At 75.2% G+C, this 16,521-nt stretch carries 18 protein-coding genes; 5 read left to right on the top strand and 13 right to left on the bottom strand.

Annotation, left to right across the window (positions count from 1 at the left end):
* Positions 1-3: 3 nt before the first annotated feature.
* Together ACVJO7_RS11545 and ACVJO7_RS11550 are read left to right on the top strand one after the other, a co-directional pair.
* Entirely contained in the window at positions 4-822 is an 819-nt protein-coding gene (locus ACVJO7_RS11545) for an ABC transporter ATP-binding protein (RefSeq protein WP_491672854.1), read from the top strand.
* A gap of 14 nt (positions 823-836) precedes the next feature.
* Positions 837-2,453: a thiamine pyrophosphate-binding protein gene (locus tag ACVJO7_RS11550; protein WP_491672855.1), complete on the top strand. Its 1,617-nt coding sequence runs from the start codon at positions 837-839 to the stop codon at positions 2,451-2,453.
* A 72-nt stretch (positions 2,454-2,525) separates the two neighbouring features.
* On the opposite strand, the gene ACVJO7_RS11555 is transcribed toward ACVJO7_RS11550, so the two are convergent.
* Genes ACVJO7_RS11555 through ACVJO7_RS11585 form a run of 7 tightly spaced genes read right to left on the bottom strand, consistent with a single transcriptional unit; the run spans position 2,526 to position 8,927 of the window.
* Positions 2,526-2,951 (bottom strand): MaoC family dehydratase, encoded by a 426-nt coding sequence (locus tag ACVJO7_RS11555; protein WP_491672856.1) that lies wholly within the window; start codon positions 2,949-2,951, stop codon positions 2,526-2,528.
* Entirely contained in the window at positions 2,948-3,400 is a 453-nt protein-coding gene (locus ACVJO7_RS11560) for an FAS1-like dehydratase domain-containing protein (protein ID WP_491672857.1), read from the bottom strand. Before ACVJO7_RS11560 ends, ACVJO7_RS11555 begins: the two co-directional genes overlap by 4 nt.
* 20 nt (positions 3,401-3,420) lie before the next feature.
* Entirely contained in the window at positions 3,421-4,638 is a 1,218-nt protein-coding gene (locus ACVJO7_RS11565) for an acyl-CoA dehydrogenase family protein (RefSeq protein WP_491672858.1), read from the bottom strand.
* The gene (locus ACVJO7_RS11570) at positions 4,635-5,798 is read right to left on the bottom strand and encodes an acyl-CoA dehydrogenase family protein (protein ID WP_491672859.1); all 1,164 of its coding nucleotides are present in this window, start codon (positions 5,796-5,798) and stop codon (positions 4,635-4,637) included. Before ACVJO7_RS11570 ends, ACVJO7_RS11565 begins: the two co-directional genes overlap by 4 nt.
* On the bottom strand, positions 5,780-7,258 hold the full coding sequence (locus ACVJO7_RS11575) for a class I adenylate-forming enzyme family protein (protein ID WP_491672860.1): 1,479 nt from the start codon (positions 7,256-7,258) through the stop codon (positions 5,780-5,782). The genes ACVJO7_RS11570 and ACVJO7_RS11575 overlap by 19 nt, the downstream gene beginning before the upstream one ends.
* Positions 7,259-7,269: 11 nt before the next feature.
* Positions 7,270-8,016, bottom strand: coding sequence for an SDR family NAD(P)-dependent oxidoreductase (locus ACVJO7_RS11580; protein WP_491672861.1), 747 nt, complete (start codon positions 8,014-8,016; stop codon positions 7,270-7,272).
* The gene (locus ACVJO7_RS11585; RefSeq protein ID WP_491672862.1) at positions 8,013-8,927 is read right to left on the bottom strand and encodes an amidohydrolase family protein; all 915 of its coding nucleotides are present in this window, start codon (positions 8,925-8,927) and stop codon (positions 8,013-8,015) included. Before ACVJO7_RS11585 ends, ACVJO7_RS11580 begins: the two co-directional genes overlap by 4 nt.
* Before the next feature lie 128 nt (positions 8,928-9,055).
* Here ACVJO7_RS11585 and ACVJO7_RS11590 point away from each other — a divergent pair, with 128 nt between their 5' ends.
* Complete coding sequence (locus ACVJO7_RS11590; RefSeq protein WP_491672863.1) at positions 9,056-9,775, top strand: IclR family transcriptional regulator; 720 nt, start codon at positions 9,056-9,058, stop codon at positions 9,773-9,775.
* Positions 9,776-9,809: 34 nt separating this feature from the next.
* Here the strand turns inward: ACVJO7_RS11590 and ACVJO7_RS11595 are convergent, their stop codons facing one another.
* The gene (locus ACVJO7_RS11595) at positions 9,810-10,169 is read right to left on the bottom strand and encodes a hypothetical protein (protein WP_491672864.1); all 360 of its coding nucleotides are present in this window, start codon (positions 10,167-10,169) and stop codon (positions 9,810-9,812) included.
* A gap of 74 nt (positions 10,170-10,243) precedes the next feature.
* Positions 10,244-10,990 (bottom strand): GntR family transcriptional regulator, encoded by a 747-nt coding sequence (locus ACVJO7_RS11600; RefSeq protein ID WP_491672865.1) that lies wholly within the window; start codon positions 10,988-10,990, stop codon positions 10,244-10,246.
* 119 nt (positions 10,991-11,109) lie between these two features.
* Between ACVJO7_RS11600 and ACVJO7_RS11605 the strand changes: the two genes are divergently transcribed.
* On the top strand, positions 11,110-11,394 hold the full coding sequence (locus ACVJO7_RS11605) for a hypothetical protein (protein ID WP_491672866.1): 285 nt from the start codon (positions 11,110-11,112) through the stop codon (positions 11,392-11,394).
* Positions 11,395-11,995: 601 nt separating this feature from the next.
* On the opposite strand, the gene dmpG is transcribed toward ACVJO7_RS11605, so the two are convergent.
* Genes dmpG through ACVJO7_RS11620 form a run of 3 tightly spaced genes read right to left on the bottom strand, consistent with a single transcriptional unit; the run spans position 11,996 to position 14,771 of the window.
* Entirely contained in the window at positions 11,996-13,006 is a 1,011-nt protein-coding gene (gene dmpG / locus ACVJO7_RS11610) for a 4-hydroxy-2-oxovalerate aldolase (protein ID WP_344020822.1), read from the bottom strand.
* Positions 13,003-13,965: an acetaldehyde dehydrogenase (acetylating) gene (locus ACVJO7_RS11615; protein WP_491672867.1), complete on the bottom strand. Its 963-nt coding sequence runs from the start codon at positions 13,963-13,965 to the stop codon at positions 13,003-13,005. Before ACVJO7_RS11615 ends, dmpG begins: the two co-directional genes overlap by 4 nt.
* Positions 13,962-14,771, bottom strand: coding sequence for a 2-keto-4-pentenoate hydratase (locus ACVJO7_RS11620; RefSeq protein WP_491672868.1), 810 nt, complete (start codon positions 14,769-14,771; stop codon positions 13,962-13,964). The genes ACVJO7_RS11615 and ACVJO7_RS11620 overlap by 4 nt, the downstream gene beginning before the upstream one ends.
* A 51-nt stretch (positions 14,772-14,822) precedes the next feature.
* Between ACVJO7_RS11620 and ACVJO7_RS11625 the strand changes: the two genes are divergently transcribed.
* The gene (locus tag ACVJO7_RS11625; protein WP_491672869.1) at positions 14,823-15,602 is read left to right on the top strand and encodes an IclR family transcriptional regulator; all 780 of its coding nucleotides are present in this window, start codon (positions 14,823-14,825) and stop codon (positions 15,600-15,602) included.
* On the opposite strand, the gene ACVJO7_RS11630 is transcribed toward ACVJO7_RS11625, so the two are convergent.
* Positions 15,595-16,497 (bottom strand): cyclase family protein, encoded by a 903-nt coding sequence (locus ACVJO7_RS11630; RefSeq protein ID WP_344020830.1) that lies wholly within the window; start codon positions 16,495-16,497, stop codon positions 15,595-15,597. The genes ACVJO7_RS11625 and ACVJO7_RS11630 overlap by 8 nt on opposite strands.
* Positions 16,498-16,521 lie beyond the last annotated feature (24 nt).

A 16,521-nucleotide genomic window follows, 5' to 3' on the forward strand; every position in this document is an offset into this window, starting at 1 on the left:
CCCATGACCGAACCCCTGACGACGCCGGCCGGGACCGGCCACACCCCGGCGGTCGAGCCGGTGCTGTCCGTGCGGTCGCTGCGCAAGAGCTACAACACCGGCCGGCCCACCGAGCGGCTCGCCATCGACGACGTCACGTTCGACGTCGGCCTCGGCGAGTTCGTCTGCGTCGTCGGTCCCAGCGGGGCGGGCAAGACCACCCTGCTGCGCTGCCTGAGCGGGCTGCTGCCGCCGACCACCGGCGAGGTCCGGTTCGAGGGCACCCCGCTGGACTCGGTGCCGGAGCGGTTGAGCGTGGTGTTCCAGGACTACAGCCGCTCGCTGTTCCCGTGGCTGTCGGTGAACCGCAACGTCGCCGTCCCGCTGAAGGTGGCGGGGGTCGGCCGCGAGCAGCGCGACGAGCGGATCGCCGAGGTGCTGCACGCCGTCGGTCTCGGCGACGTCGGCCGCAGCTACCCGTGGCAGCTCTCCGGCGGGATGCAGCAGCGGGTCGCGATCGCCCGCGCGCTCGCGCACCGGCCGGACATGCTGCTGATGGACGAGCCGTTCGCCTCGGTCGACGCGCAGACCCGGTTCGACCTGGAGGACCTCATCCTGCGGGTGCGCGCCGAGCTCGGCATCACCGTCGTGCTGGTCACCCACGACATCGACGAGGCCGTGTACCTGGCCGATCGCGTCGTCGTCCTCAGCGGGGCGCCGAGCCGGGTCGCCGAGATCGTCGACGTGCCGCTGGAGCGGCCGCGCTCGCAGCTCGCGACCCGGTCCGGCGAGGCGTTCGGAACCCTGCGCCGGCACCTGATGGAACTCGTCACCCACCCCTGACCTCCGGAGGACCCATGTCCCGGCCTGCCGCACAGGCGCTGCTCGACGTACTCCGCGACTGGGGGGTCGATCGGCTGTTCACCTGCCCCGGGAGCACCGAGGCGGCCGTGCTGGACGCGCTCGTGCACCGCAAGGACGTCGAGCCCGTGCTGACCACGCACGAGGGCGTCGCCGTGTCGATGGCCGACGGGCTGGCCCGGGTCACCCGGGAACCCGCGGTCGCCTACCTGCACGCCAACGTCGGGCTCACCAACGGCCTGAGCCACCTCTACGCGGCCCAGCTCGGGTACTCCCCGGTCGTGCTGCTCAACGGGCTCAAGCCGTCCTCGATCCAGGCCCGCGAGGGGTTCACCACCGGGCGCCGGATGCGCGACCTGGTGCACCAGTACGTCAAGTCGGACTGGCAGTCGCTGAGCAGTGCGGCCGTGCCCGAGGACGTCAACCGGGCCGTCCGGACCGCCGTCACCGAGCCGGCCGGGCCGGTGTGGGTCGGGATCGGGCAGGACCTCCTGGAGGACGACGAGCCGGTCCCGGTCCCCGAGGTCGCCCGGTTCCGCTTCGACTCGCGCACCGCGCCCGCGGCCGGCCCGGTCCGCGCGGCGGCCGATCTGCTCGTCACCGCCGACCGGCCGGTGCTGGTGGCGGGCAACGAGATCGCCCGGGTGCGCGCGGTCGGGCAGCTGGTCGCGCTCAGCGAGCAGCTCGGGCTGCCGGTGCTGCACGAGGACCGGCGCGGCTTCGAACGTCCCGGCTTCCCCACCGACCACCCTCACTTCCGCGGCCAGTACTCGCCGGACCATCCGCTGGTGCGCGACGCCGACCTGCTGGTGTTCCTCGGCGCCCGGCTGTTCAACGAGTTCGAGCCGGCCCGGGTGCCGCCGCTGCCCGAGGGGGTGCCGGTGGTGCACGGCCACGCCGACGCCCGGCACATCGCGATGATCCACGGCGTGGACGTCGGGCTGGTCGGCGACCAGGGCCTGGTCGTCGACGCGCTGGCGGCCGCGCTCGCCGACCAGCGGCCCCGGGACCTCCCGCCGGCCCCGGTCGCCCCCGCGCGCACCCCGTCCGGCGGCGCGGTGCTGCGGCCCGGCGAGGTCGTCGACGTGCTCACCGGTGCGCTGCGCGGCAGCGCGCTGGTCGGCGACGCCACGACCGCGGGCGGCATCCTGCAGCAGCGCGCCCACCAGGCGGGCGGCGACGACTACTTCGTGTCGACGTCCGGCTCGCTCGGCTGGGGCATGGGCGCGGCGCTCGGCATCGCGATGGGGATGCCCGGCCGCCGGGTCGCCGCCGTCCTCGGCGACGGCGTGTTCCAGTTCGGGCTGCCCGCGCTGTGGTCGGCCGCCCGCAGCGGCCTGCCGGTCACCTACGTCGTGCTCAACAACGGCGGTTACGCGGCCGTCGGCTCCGCGCTGCAACGCTTCGGCGGGGACGCGCTCGCCGCCGGGATCTATCCCGGCGTCGACATCTCCGGGCCGCGGATCGCCGACATCGCCACCGGGTTCGGGGTGCCCGGGCGCCGGGTCCACACCCTGGCCGAGCTGCGCGGCGCGCTCGCCGACTCCGCCGGCGTCGATCACCCGACGCTGGTCGAGGTGATGACCGAGCCGACGGAGTTCAGCCCGTCCTGACGTGCGGGCCGCGCCGGGCACTCGTCGCGCCGGGGCCCGGCGCCCGGCGATCGCCGCGCGCCGGGCCCGGGGTCAGCCGGTGCGCACCACGATCCGGGAGCGCTTGGCGTCGAGCACCGGCGAGCCGTCGGGCAGCTCCGCACCGACGGCGAGCACGGCGGTGCCGGGGGCGGCGCTCCCGTCGCTCTCCAGCACCTCGGCCCGCAGGGTCACGGTCGCCCCGACCGGGCAGGGGGCGCGGAAGCTGACCGAGGTGGACAGCACCCGGTCGTCGCCGCCGACCCACTCGCCGACCGCGCGGACCAGCAGCCCGAGGGTGAGCATGCCGTGCACGATCACCCCGCCGGTCGGGCCGGCCTGCGCGGCGTAGGGCTCGTCCCAGTGCAGCCGGTTGAAGTCGCCGGACGCGCCGGCGTAGCGGATCAGGTCGGCCTGCTCCACGGTGTGCCGCACCTCGGGCATCACGGTGCCGGGCCGCAGTGTCGTCGCGATGGTCATGCCGCGGCCCCCAGGTAGGCGATCGTCTGCCGGCTGGTGGCCACCGGCCGCTCCGACGACTCGTCGACGCACTCGATCTCCAGCGTCAGGTAGGTGTGCGCGCCCCGGTCGCGGATGTCGGTGATCGTCGGGGTGCAGCGCAGCACGTCGCCGCTGCGGACCCGGCCGTGGAACTCGTACTCCTGGCCGGCGTGCACGATCGCGCCGCTGCCGCCGAGGCCGTCGTCCTCCCGGAGCAGGGCGGCGCCGCGCATCACGGTGAAGCAGGCGGCGAACATCCCGGGCGCCTCCACCGGGGTGCCGACCGGTTCGTCCGGCACGGCGAACCCGACGGACGCGGCGTACTCCTCGATCTTGGCGCGGCTCACCTCGTAGCGGTACACCGGATAGCGGTGGCCGATGCGTCCCTTGTCGATCCTGCCCGGGTCGATCCTGCCTGGGTCGTTCACGGTTCCTCCTTCGGTCGTCGTCAGATGTGCGGGCGCGGCGGGTCCGGCCGCGGGGTGGCCGCGGCGGCGTCGAGCAGCCCGGCGCCGAGCAGCCGCTCCAGGTCCCGCCGGGAGCCGAACCGGTGCGCGAACGTGTGCCCGCGCTTCACCAGCACGTGCAGCTCGTGCTCCCAGGTGAAGCCGATGCCGCCGAGCGCCTGCAGGCAGTGCCGCTCGGCGGCACCGAACGCGCGACGGGCGAGGACGGCGGCGCAGGCGACGGACTCCTCCGCGACCGGGTCGCGGCGGTCCACGTCGGCGGCGGCACCGCCGACCGCGCTGCGGGCGATCTCGATCTCGACGTGGGTGTCGGCGAGCCGGTGCCGCACGGCCTGGAAGCTGCCGACCGGCACCCCGAACTGGACCCGGGTCCGCGCGTGCCCGACGGCGATCTCCAGCAGCCGCGCTGCGATCCCGACCAGGTGGGCGGCGCCACCGAGCCGGCCGAGCGTGACCGCGCCGAGCCCGAGCAGCGGCGGCAGCAGGTGCCCGCCCGGACGACCCGCGGGATCGCCGCCGGACGCCGGGACGCCGCGGCCGGGGCCGGGGCCGGGTGTCCGGCCCAGCGCCGACGGCAGCCGGAACGAGCGCTCCAGCCGATCCGATGTGGACACCCGCTCGGCGGTCGCCCCGGCGGGCCGGTCGGCCAGCAGGTCGCCGCGGGCGCCCGGCACGACCACCGCGGCGGCGACGTCCAGGTCCGGCGCCCGCCCGGCCGGATCGGCCGCGGTCGCGACCGCGCGGCCGTCGAGCACCCGGTCCAGCAGCGGATGGTCGCCGGCGGCCAGCGCGGGGACGGCGATCCAGAGCGTCTCGACCAGCGGTCCGGGCACCGGCACCCGCCCGGCCTCCTCGGTGATCGCCACCAGCTCGGACGGGGCGAGCCCGAGGCCGCCGCGGTCCTCCGGGAGCAGCGCGCCGAACAGGCCCGATCCGCCGAGGACCCGCCAGCCGGGCCCGGGCGGGCCGGCGACGCCCGAACCGGGACCCTCCCGGTCGGGGCCGCCCGGTGCCGGGCCGTCCGCACCGGGGCCGTCCGGTGCTGGGCCGTCCGGTGCTGGGGCGGCCGCACCGGGGGCGTGCGGCGCGGCTGCGCCGGATCCGGCCCGGGCCGCCGCCGCGAACACCGGCCGCGCGGCCTCGGCGAGCGCGAGCTGCTCCGCCGACGGCCCGGACAGCCGTGCCGCCTGCGACCTCACCGGGGCAGCCCGAGCAGCCGGTCCGCGACGACGGTCCGCTGGATCTCGGCGGCGCCGCCGTAGACCCGCCCGGCACGGCTGTGCCACAGGTCCAGGAACTCGGGGGTCCCCTCCGCGGTGCGCTCGTCGCCGAACAGGTCCAGCCCCAGCTCGACGACGTCGAGATCCAGCTCGGAGGAGTACAACTTCACCACGCTCGATCCGGCGCCGGGCTGCTCTCCCCGCCAGGCGGCGGTGACCCGGCGGTCGGTGTGGCAGCGGTAGCCGTGCGTGCGGGCGACCAGCGCGCCCAGCTCCCGTTCGACGCCGGCCCGGTCCCCCGGTCCGACATCGGCGACGGCAGCTGCGGCGACGTCGGCGGCCAGCGCCGCGAGCCGCCTGCGGCTGCGGGCCGGACCGCCCGCATCGGGCCCGCGCTCGAACGACAGCAGCCGCATCGCGACCGCCCAGCCGTCGTCCTCGTCGCCGATCCGGTCGGCGACCGGCACCCGGACACCGGTCAGGTACACCTCGGCGAAGCCGGCGCGTCCGTGTACCTGGCGGATCGGGCGCACGTCGACCCCGGGTGCGGCGAGGTCGATCGCGAGGCAGGTGAGCCCGCGGTGCCGCCCGCCGGACGGGCCGGTGCGGACCAGGGCGAACATCCGGTCGGCGTGCCGTCCGTAGGTGGTCCAGGTCTTCTGACCGTCGACGACGTAGCCGTCGTCACGGCGGACCGCCCGGGTCCCGACGGCGGCGAGATCGCTGCCGGCGCCGGGCTCGGAGAAGCCCTGGCACCAGATCTCCTCGGCCCGCAGCATCGGCGGCAGCCAGCGCGCCCGCTGTCCCGGATCGGCGGCGTGCATCAGGGCCGGCCCGAGGAAGCGCAGCGCGGGACGGGTGATCCGGACCGGCCCGCCGGCCCGCTCGTAGGCCTCCGCGAAGATCGCCTCGTGCAGCACGTCGCCGCCCGCTCCGCCGTACTCCCGCGGCCAGGACAGCCCGCTCCAGCCGGCGTCGGACAGCGTGCGCTCCCACTCCCGGTGCGCCGCGAAGCCCTCGTCGGTGTCGACGTCGGGCAGCTCCCGGACGTGGTCGTCGAGCCAGGCCGCGGCGTCGTCGGCGAACCGGTGGTAGGCGTCCGGTACCTCGACCGCGGTGCTCACCGGGCCAGCTGCCATTTCGCGACCTTGCCGGTCGCGGTCCGCGGGAGCGCGTCGACGAAGCGGACCGTGCGGGGCCGCTTGAACGCTGCGGCCTGCTCGGAGGTGAAGGCGCGCAGCTCCTCCACGGTGACCCGCTCGCCGTCGGCGGGCACCACCCAGGCAACGACCTGCTCGCCGAACCGCTCGTCCGGCTCACCGGTGACGGCGACGTCACGCACCCCGGGATGGCGGCGCAGGATCTCCTCGACCTCGGCGGCGGCGATGTTGAACCCGCCGGAGAGGATCATGTCCTTGGACCGGCCGGTGATCGACAGCCAGCCGTCGGCGTCCAGCTCGCCCAGGTCGCCGGTGGCGAACCAGCCGTCCGGGTCGGTGAACGGTGTCCCGGCGGCGGCGCCGACATAACCGGCGCCGACCGCGTAGCTCCCCGGCGCCCCGGACCGGACCAGCACCTCCCCCGCCCCGGAACCGGACCGCGGGCCGCCCTCGGGATCGCGCACGGCGAGCTCCACCCCGGGCAGCGCCCGCCCGGACGAGCCGGGCCGGGTGGTGAACGCGGCCGGCGGCAGCGCCGCGGCGAGCCCGGTCTCGGTGGAGGCGAAGAACGTCCACAGCTCGGTGCCCGGCAGCGCGGCGGCGACCGCCTCGCGCAGCTCCGGCGTGGTCGCCTCGCCGGTCACGCTCAGCACCCGCAGGCTGCGCATGCGGTCGCCGATCGCGCCGGAGCCGACCAGGTCGCGGGCGATCGTCGGGACCATCCCGGTGACGGTCACCCGGTGCCGCGCCACGGCGTCGACCAGGGTGGCCGGCCGGGCGTCGGCGCTGAGCACGGTGCGCCCGCCGGACAGCACCCCGCCGAGCAGCCGGACCTGCCCGACCCGGTGCCCGAGCGGGGTGGAGATCAGCACGGTGTCGGCGGCGGTGAGGCCGAGCAGGGTCGCCGGGCCGAGCCAGGTGCCGAACGCCTGGTTGGCGCGGCTCAGCGCGACGCCCTTGGGCAGCGCGGTCGTGCCGGAGGTGTAGAGCACGGCCGACTCGTCGGACCCGGTGGGGGCGACCGGTCCGGCGTCGGCGAGGGCGCGCTCGTAGTCCGGGCCGGTGGTGAGCACGTCGACGTCGCCGGACAGGCCGGCGAGCACCTCGGCCCGGTGCGCCGCGCCGTCGGTGACGACCAGCCGGACGTCGGCGTCGGAGACCAGATGGCGCACCTCGCGCTCCTGGTAGCGGTCGTTCACCGGGACGGCCGCCACCCCGGCCAGCTGGCAGGCGAAGAACGCCTCGGCCCACTCCCGCCGGTTCGCGAGGTAGAGCCCGACCCGCCCGCCCGCGTACCGGGCGAGGTGCCCGGCGAGCGCGGACGCCCGCCGGTGCAGCTCGGCGAAGCTCGACTCCCCGTGGTCGTCGACCAGCGCGACGTCGGTGGGCCGCCGGGCCGCGACCCAGCGGAGCTGCTCGGCGACCGTCCAGGGATGCACCGGGGTCCTCCTCAGATCGTCCGGCCGCCGTCGACGGACAGCACCGCGCCGGTCATGTAGTCGGAGTCGGACGAGGCCAGGTAGACCAGGCTCGGCGCGATGTCCTCCGGCGTGGCCCAGCGGCGCAGCGGGATCATCCCGAGGAACTTCTCCTCCAGCTTCGGGTTCTCCCGGACGGTCGCCGACATCTCGGTCGCCGCGATCGGCAGCAGCGCGTTCGCAGTGACGTTGTGCCGGGCCAGCTCGGCCGCCGCCGTCTTGACCAGTGCGACGACGCCGGCCTTCGCGGCCGCGTAGTTGCCGCCGCCGACCTGGCCGCGCACCGCCGCCGGGGAGGCGAGCGCGACGAACTTCCCGTGGCCGCGCCCGGTCCAGTGCGGAATCAGTGCGGTGAGGCAGACGAAGGTGCCGGTCAGGTTGACCCGCACGACGTTCTCGAACGACTCGAGCGTCATGTCCTTGAGCATCGCCGGGCCGACGATCCCCGCCGAGTGCACGAAGACGTCGACCCCGCCGGCCCACTGCACGGTCTCCTCGACGACGGCCGCGACCTGGTCCGGATCGACGACGTCGACCTTCCAGCCGCGCGCGTTCCCGCCGGCCTGCACGATCTCCTCGGCGACCGCGGCCGCGGCGCTGCCGTCGAGATCGAGCACGCCGACGGTGGCGCCCTCGGCGGCCATGGCGATCGCGCCGGCCCGGCCGATCCCCCGGCCACCGCCGCTCACCAGCACGGACACGTTCTGCAGTCGGCTCATCGGGTGGTCGCTCCCGTCGTGGTCTGCGGTGCCGCGGGGACCAGGCCCAGCGCGGTGACGGCGTTGTCCTTGAGGATCCGGGGCCGCACGTCGTCGTCGATGTCGAGACCGGCGAAGTCGCGCAGCCAGCGGTCCGGGCTGATCAGCGGGTAGTCGCTGCCGAACAGGACCTTGTCGGTGAGCAGCCGGTTCATGTAGCGCACGAGCTTGGGCTCGAAGTACTTCGGCGACCAGCCGGACAGGTCGATGTAGACGTTCGGCTTGTGCATGGCGACCGCCAGTCCCTCGTCCTGCCAGGGGACGGACGGGTGCGCCATGATGATCGTCAGGTCCGGGAAGGTCGCGGCGACCTCGTCGAGGTGCATCGGGTTCGAGTACTTGAGCAGGATCCCGCCGCCGCCGCGCAGGCCGGTCCCCATCCCGGTCTGCCCGGTGTGGAACACGACCGGGACGCCGGCCTCCTCGATCGCCGCGTACAGCGGGAAGAACCGGTGGTCGTCCGGGTAGAACGCCTGGGTGGACGGGTGGAACTTGAAGCCCCGCACCCCGTGCTCGGCGACCAGGCTGCGGATCCGGCGCAGCGACACCTGGCCGCGCCAGGGGTCGACGCTGCCGAACGGGATCAGCACGTCGTCGTGTGCGGCGGCGAGATCGGCGACCTCCTCGCTGGGGACGGGGGTGCGGCCGGTCGCGGTCTCGCTGTCGACGGCGAACACGACGGCGCCGATGTCACGCTCGCGGTAGTGGTCGGCCACCGAGTCGACGGTGGTCTGGGTGCCGCTGCCGAACACGGCCGCCGACGCCTGCTGGAACTCGCGGCTGGCGGCGTCGCGACCGGCCGCACCACCGCCCTCGGTGACGTGGACGTGCACGTCGATCGCCCGGCGGGCGAGGAACGCCTCCGTTGCCACGGTCTCCCTCTCGTCGTCGAGATGTGTCACGGTTGTTCTGTTGAGCAGGACGATTTCTTGTACTGTCCTGCTGTACGTGACAGTGCCCGAGACGGCGAGCGCTCGTCAAGGAGGGGGAGGATGTCGCGGTGACACACTCCGCACCGCCGGCCCGGCCGGCCTATCCGATCGAGTCGGTCGGCAACGCGCTGCGCCTGCTGCTGATGCTGCGCAGCCGCGACGAGCTGCGGATCTCGGAGTGTGCGCGGGAGATCGGGGTGGCGCGCTCCACCGCGCACCGGCTGCTGACCATGCTGGAGCACTACGAGTTCCTGTCCCGCAACCCGTCCGGCCGCGGCTACCGGTCCGGTCCGGCGCTGATCGGGCTGGGCATGGCGGCGGTCGGCGTGCTCGGGATCCGCGACCGGGCCCGTCCGCACCTGGAGGCGCTGCGCGACGAGCTGGACGAGACCGTCTCGCTGGTGCTCGTCGACGGGGCGACGGCCCGCTTCGTCGACGCGGCGGAGAGCGGGCGGCCGCTGCGGGTCGCCGGGCGGGTCGGGCTGGAGCTACCGGCGCACCGCACCTCGGCCGGGGTGGCGGTGATCGCCGCGATGGACGACGCGCAGCGCGCGGAACGGGTCGCCGGCCGGGCCGGGCTGGAGCGATCGGTGGCCGAGGCGCGCGAGCGCGGCTACGCCGTGGTGCACAACGAGAGCGACATCGAGATCGCCGCCGTCGGCGTCGCGGTCCCCGCGGCGCTCGCCGGGCTGGCCGTCGCCGCACCGGCCGGCCGGGCGACCGCGGAGGCGGTGACCCGCTGGGCCGCCGCCGCGAACGCGGCCGCCCGCCGGATCGCGCTCGGCTGAGCGCGACCCGGCGGGCGGGAGTGACGGTCGGGTATCAGGAGGTGGTGGTGGTCCCGGCGGACTCTCCGGCGGCACCGTTACGGCTGCGCAGCGCGATCGGGACCCCGGCCAGGTCCTCGTCGTTGCAGAGCAGTTTGACCTCGTAGTAGATGCCGTCCGGACTGTCGTCGTAGTCGAGATGGACGCCGATCACGTCGACCGGCTCCCCCAACCACTCCTGGACCTCCCGCAGCCAGAGCGCGGAACGCTCCAGTGCCGTGGGCAGGTCGTCGTCCCGGAATCCCACCGGGCGGAACGGTACGTCCTGGATCTCGTCGTGGCCGTGTGGCGGGCGGGGCAGGGCCCGGGCCAGTCCGGCGTCGTCGAGGTCCAGTGCGACAGACTTCTCGCTCACCCCACCAGCATGGCGCCGCGGCGGAGACGCTGGCAAGCCGGGGGGTTCATCCCGCCGTGGCCGGGCCGCGCCGGTCACTCCGCGGGCGCCTCGTAGTGGAGCTCGAACCGCTCGCCGATCATCGTGATCAGGTTGACCTCGACGACCCGGGTCGCGGTGTGCGCACGCCGGACGAGCCGCAGCAGCGGCGTCCCGGGCGTCGTCCGCAGCGCCGCGGCCTCGCTCTCGGTCGCCCGGCCGACCCGCACCGTCACCTCGTAGTGGGTGAGGATGTGCCCGGCCTCCTCGAGCCGGGCGTAGATCCCGCCGGGGCCGGAGTCCGGCTCGGCCATCGCGCCGGTCGCGATCGCCGCCGGGAGGTGGCTGGTGGCGAGCTGCACCGGCTCGTCGTCGGCGTACATCACCCGGTCCCTGACGAGCACCTCGTCGCCCTCGCCGATCCCGAGGTACACGGCGACCGTCGCGTCGGCCCGCTCGGTGCGCACCTCGACGTCGGAGCGGGCGGTCCAGCCGCCGCTGTGCGCATCGGTCGCGAACGTCCCGCGCCCGGCGACACGTTCGGCGCGGGAGAGCCGCAACCGGCCGGCCCGCAGCAGCTGCTGCGGGCCGCGGACGTACGAGCCGGCGCCCGCGCGGCTGGTGATCAGCCCTTCGTGCCGCAGCTGGGTCATCGCGTGCGTCACCGTCAGCTCGGCGACGCCGTAGCGCTCGGCGAGCGCGGCGCGGCTGGGCAGCCGGGAGCCGGGCGGCAGCTCCCCCGCCTCGATCGCAGCGCGCAGATTAGCCGCGATCTCGTGCGTCGGCCGCAGTCGTACAGCCATGTCGCGCACCGTACCTGCCCGTCCGGGTGCCGGTCCGGTGCCCGCACCGGCACCGGGCGGCTGGACACCGGCGGCGAAGGACGGGACCATGCAACCTGCTTAAACAAGTTGAGGGCGCTGTGGGTGTGTGGAGGTCCGACCGGTCGCGACCGGAGCGGGGCGCGCGGTTCTCGATCCGGATCACCGCCCTGGACGACGGTCTCGACCACCGGGTGGACGCCGACACCTACGTCGCGGACCTCGCCGGGGCATCGGGCCGGTTCCGCGTCCGGTGCGGCGCGCGGATCGTCCCGGTCGCGCTGTGCACGCCGCCGGGACCGGTCTGCGCCGCCTGTGTCTCGGGCTCGGGCACGGGCACGGGCACGGCCCCGGCCTCGGCCTCGGTGGAGGCCGATCCAGCGTGACCGGTGTCCGTCCCGGTTGACCGGCCGCACGGTCGACGGCGGCGCACCCGGAGCACGCCATCGCACCCCTTGGATCGGGACGCCGCACCCCCAGCGCGACCTCGCACCCCTTGGAGCGGGACCTCGCACCCCCAGCGCGACCTCGCACCCCTTGGAGCGGGTGCGACGAGCCGCCAGGGGTGCGACGGCGTGCCGGCGGTGCGACGGCGCGACGCGTCGCGACGGCCGGCCGCGGCGCGACGCCGAACGGGACTGCGACGCCTGCGCTGACAGTGCGACACCCGCGCCGACACTGAACAGTGCGACGCCCGCGCCCGCGACGCAATGACGCACCCCGCCGGAGGGGTTGCCGCGCCCCCAGCGCAACCCCGCACCGACTGGAGCGGGTGCGACGCCGTGCTGGGGGGCGAGATCCCGATCCAAGGGGTGCGACGCCGTGCACGGGGTGCGAAGCCCCGGGGCGGGCACGGCGACCAGCGCTGCGGACGCCCAGCGCCCCAGCGCCACCGCGCCCCAGCGCCCCGGGCCCCAGCGCCCCCGTGCCCCAGCGCCACCGCGCCACCGCGCCACCGCGCCACCGCGGACGTTCAGCCGCGGACGTTCAGCCGCGGGCCGCGGCCAGGTCCAGCGCGATGTCGACGATCATGTCCTCCTGCCCGCCGACCAGCCCGCGGCGGCCGACCTCGACGAGGATCTCCCGGGTGTCCAGGCCGTGCGCCCGGGCGGCGCGCTCGGCGTGCCGCAGGAAGCTGGAGTAGACGCCGGCGAAGCCCAGCGTGAGGGTCTCCCGGTCGACCCGGACCGGCCGGTCCTGCAGCGGCCGGACGAGATCGTCGGCGGCGTCCTGCAGCGCGAACAGGTCGCAGCCGTGCTTCCAGCCGTAGATGTCGGCGACCGCGACGAACGCCTCGATCGGGGTGTTGCCCGCCCCCGCGCCGTGCCCGGCCAGCGACGCGTCGACCCGGGTGACGCCCTCCTCCACCGCGACCACCGAGTTCGCCACCGACAGCGACAGGTTCTCGTGCGCGTGGATCCCGATCTGGGTGGCCGGGTCGAGCACGTCGCGGTAGGCGCGCATCCGGTCGCGGACGCCGGCCGGGGTGAGCCGGCCGCCGGAGTCGGTGACGTACACGCAGTGCGCCCCGGCGCGCTCCATGATCTTGGCCTGCGTCGCGAGGTCCGCGGCCGACGCCATGTGCGACATCATCAGGAAGCCGGACACGTCCATGCCCAGCTCGCGGGCACGGCCGATGTGCTGCACCGCGATGTCGGCCTCGGTGGCGTGGGTGGCCACCCGCACCGACCGGACGCCCAGGTCGTAGGCCTTCTGCAGGTCCTCCAGGGTGCCGATGCCGGGCAGCAGCAGGGTGGTGAGCACCGCGTTCTCGACGACCTCGGCGGCCGCCGCGATCCAGTCCCAGTCGGTGTTGCTGCCCGGTCCGTAGGTGATGCTGGCGCCGGCCAGGCCGTCGCCGTGCGAGACCTCGATGGCGTCCACCCCGGCGGCGTCCAGCGCGGCGGCGATCCGGCGCAGGTCGGCCGGGTCGAGCCGGTGCCGGATGGCGTGCATGCCGTCGCGCAGGGTGACGTCCTGGACGTACAGGTCGGTCATGCCAGTGCCTCCGTGGGCCGGGCCGCGCCGGACCGGGCGGCGACGAGCTGCTCCGCGGTCCGCAGCGCGGCCGAGGTCATGATGTCGAGGTTCCCGGCGTAGGCGGGCAGGTAGTGCGCGGCGCCCTCGACCTCGAGGAACACCGACACGCGCAGCGCCGGGCGCGGGCTGCCGGGGGCGAGCAGGGTGCCGAGCGGCTCGTCGTCGGCGACCGGCTCGATCTGCACCTCCTGCTTGAGCCGGTAGCCGGGCACGTACCGGGCGACCTCGGCGACCATCGTGGCGACGCTGTCCCGGATCGCCGCCGGATCGGCGTCGTCGACCAGGCAGAGCACGGTGTCGCGCATGATCATCGGCGGCTCGGCGGGGTTCAGCACGATGATCGCCTTGCCGCGCTCCGCCCCGCCGACCCGCTCGATGGCCGCCGACGTCGTCTCGGTGAACTCGTCGATGTTGGCGCGGGTGCCGGGGCCCGCCGACTTCGACGCGATGGAGGCGACGATCTCGGCGTAGCGGACCGGGGTGACCCGGCCGACGGCGGCGACCATCGGGATGGTGGCCTGGCCGCCGCAGGTGACCATGTTGACGTTGCGGGCGTCGGCGTGCTCGGCCAGGTTCACCGGCGGCACCACGAACGGCCCGATCGCGGCCGGGGTCAGGTCCACCAGGATCTTGTCGTGCGGTTCCAGCGCGCGGGCGTTCGCGATGTGCGAGCCGGCCGACGTCGCGTCGAACACGACGTCGATGTCGTCGAACACCGACATCTCCAGCAGCCCGTCGACGCCCTCGGCGGTGGTGGCGAAGCCGAGCCGCCGGGCCCGGGCGAGGCCGTCGGAGTCCGGGTCGATGCCGACCATCGCGGCCATCTCCAGGGTCTCCGAGAGCCGGACGACCTTCATCATCAGGTCGGAGCCGATGTTGCCGGACCCGACGATCGCCACCTTCGCGCGGCCGGTCACGAGGCACCTCCGGTGAAGCTCGCCCGGGCCTCGCCGAGGCCGGACAGGGTGGCGGTGAAGGAGCTGCCGGGCGCGACCGGCGTCATCGGGCCGAGCGCGCCGGAGAGCACGACCTCGCCGGCGCGCAGCGGGGAGCCGTACTCGCGCGACACCCGGGCCAGCCAGACCAGCGCGGCGACCGGGTCGCCGAGGCAGGCGGCGCCGGTGCCGGAGCTCAGCACCTCGCCGTCGGTGCCGGTCAGCGTCATCGCGACCTCGCGCAGGTCGCGGTCGCCGAGCTCGTGCCGGTCGTCGCCGAGCACGTAGAGGCCGCTGGAGGCGTTGTCGGCGACCGTGTCGACGATCGTGATGTCCCAGCCGGCGACCCGGCTGTCGACGATCTCCAGGGCGGGCACCACCTGGGCGACGGCGGCCCGGGCGGTGGCGGTGTCGATGTCGTCGTGGTCGAGGTCGGCGCCCAGCACGAACGCGATCTCGGCCTCGATCCGCGGCTGCAGCAGCCGGCCGATGTCGATCGGGACGTCCTGCGTGCAGGCCATGTCGGCGTAGAGCACGCCGAGGTCCGGCTGGTCCACCCCGAGCTGGGCCTGCACGGCGGGCGAGGTGAGGCCGATCTTGCGGCCCGCGACGGTGCGGCCGGCCTCCAGGTGGGCGGCGGTGAGCACGGACTGCACGGCGTAGCCGGTGGCGACGGTGGTGTCGGGCAGCAGGGCGCGGACCGGGTCGCACGGCGTGCCGCTGCGGGCCGCGTCGAGCAGCCGGTCCGCCGCCGTCCGCACCGCGTCGGTGGGTGTCGAGGTGGTCATGGCTCGACGGTGCCGTACGCGGTGCGCAACGATGGCACCGTGCGTTCCACTGTGCGAAACGCAGCCGGGGCGGACCGGCCGTCGATGCTCGGCCGCGCGATGCGGCTGCTCGCCGGGTTCCGGGCCGGGGAGCCCGAGGTGTCGCTGGCCGAGCTGGCCCGGCGCAGCGGCGTGGCGAAGCCGACGGCGCACCGGCTGCTCGGTGAGCTGGAGACCTGGTCGATGGTCGAGCGCACGCCGGGCGGCTACCGGCTGGGGCTGCGGGCGTTCGAGCTGGGCCAGGTGGTGCCCCGCCAGCGCGACCTGCAGGAGTCGGCGATGCCGATCCTGACCGACCTGCACGAGGCCACCCGGGAGACCGTGCACCTGGCCGTGCCGGACGGCGCGGACGTGATCTACCTGCAGAAACTGTCGGTCGCCGGCGGGCCGCGGCTGCCGTCGCGGCTCGGCGGGCGGATGCCGGCGCACTGCACCGGCGTCGGGAAGGTGCTGCTGGCGTTCGGCCCGCCGCAGCTGCTCGACGCCGCCCTGGAGCGCGGCCTGGTGCGCTGCACCCCGCGCTCGGTCACCGCCCCCGGCCTGCTGGCCGAGCGGCTCGCCGAGATCCGGGCGCGCGGGCACGCCGAGGAGTACGAGGAGTCCGCACCCGGTGTCGCCTGCGTCGCGGCGCCGGTGCTCGACCCGGACGGGATCGCGGTCGCCGCGCTCTCGATCACCGGCTGGTCGACCCGGTTCGCGCCGGCCCGGGTCGTCCCGGCCGTCCGCACCGCGGCGCTCGGCCTGTCCCGGGTGCTCGGCTGGGGCGGCGCCCCCCGGGACGCGGTCAGATGATCGCCACCGGATCGAGCATCGACCCGGTCGCCCCCTCGATCTTGATCGGCAGCGCGACGAACAGGAACTCGTACGCCCGGTCCCGGGAGAGCTCCTCCAGGTAGATGGACTCGAACAGGTAGATCGCGCTCTCGATGAGCAGCAGCGTGTGCACCGGCTGCGGGTTGGCGGGCTCGCCGGGGTCCGGCGCGGGCTGGACCTCGAAGGTCTCGGTGTCGCTGCCGGCCGCGACGACGCCGCGGTCGAGCAGCCAGCGGGCCGCACTGATGTCCGGGCCCGCCGTCGCGTGGCGGGCGAGCGCCTCGGTGTCCGGCCACTTGCCGAGGTAGCCGGTCCGGATCAGCACGACGTCGCCGGAGCGCACCTCGACGCCCTGCGCGTCGGCGACGGCGGCGAGCTCGTCGGCCGTCACCGGGTCGGACTTCGGGAGCGCGTCGACGCCGCGATGGGCGGCCACGTCGAGCAGGACGCCGCGGGTGATGAACGGCGGCAGCTTCGAGGCGTCACCGAGCCGGGGCCCGCCGTCGCCGAGGTGCTCGCGCGCGTTGCCCCCGCCGTACCAGTGGTCGTCCTCGCCGATCGTCATGTGCGCCAGCGCATCGACGTGCGCCCCGCAGTGCGAGGTGGCGCTCACGAGCTCGGCCATGTAGCCGAGGTTGACCTCGTTGCGCGGGCCCCACGGCTGCCGCCCCTCGGCCCGCAGGCCGCCGGGGGTGCGGGACATGCTCACCTGGAACGGCGGGTGCGCACCGAACAGCGGCATCCCGGTGAACCGCGGCACCGACAGCGAGTAGGTGATCCCGCGCCGGGGCAGTGCCAGCGCGGCGAGGGTCTCCTCCGGGGTCCGGAAGGCGGCGGGCCCGCGTTCGCGGTCGCCGGTCGTTGGCAACGGCATGATCGGAGGCTACCATCGATTATC

It is taken from the genome of Pseudonocardia sp. DxW (genome assembly GCF_058448985.1).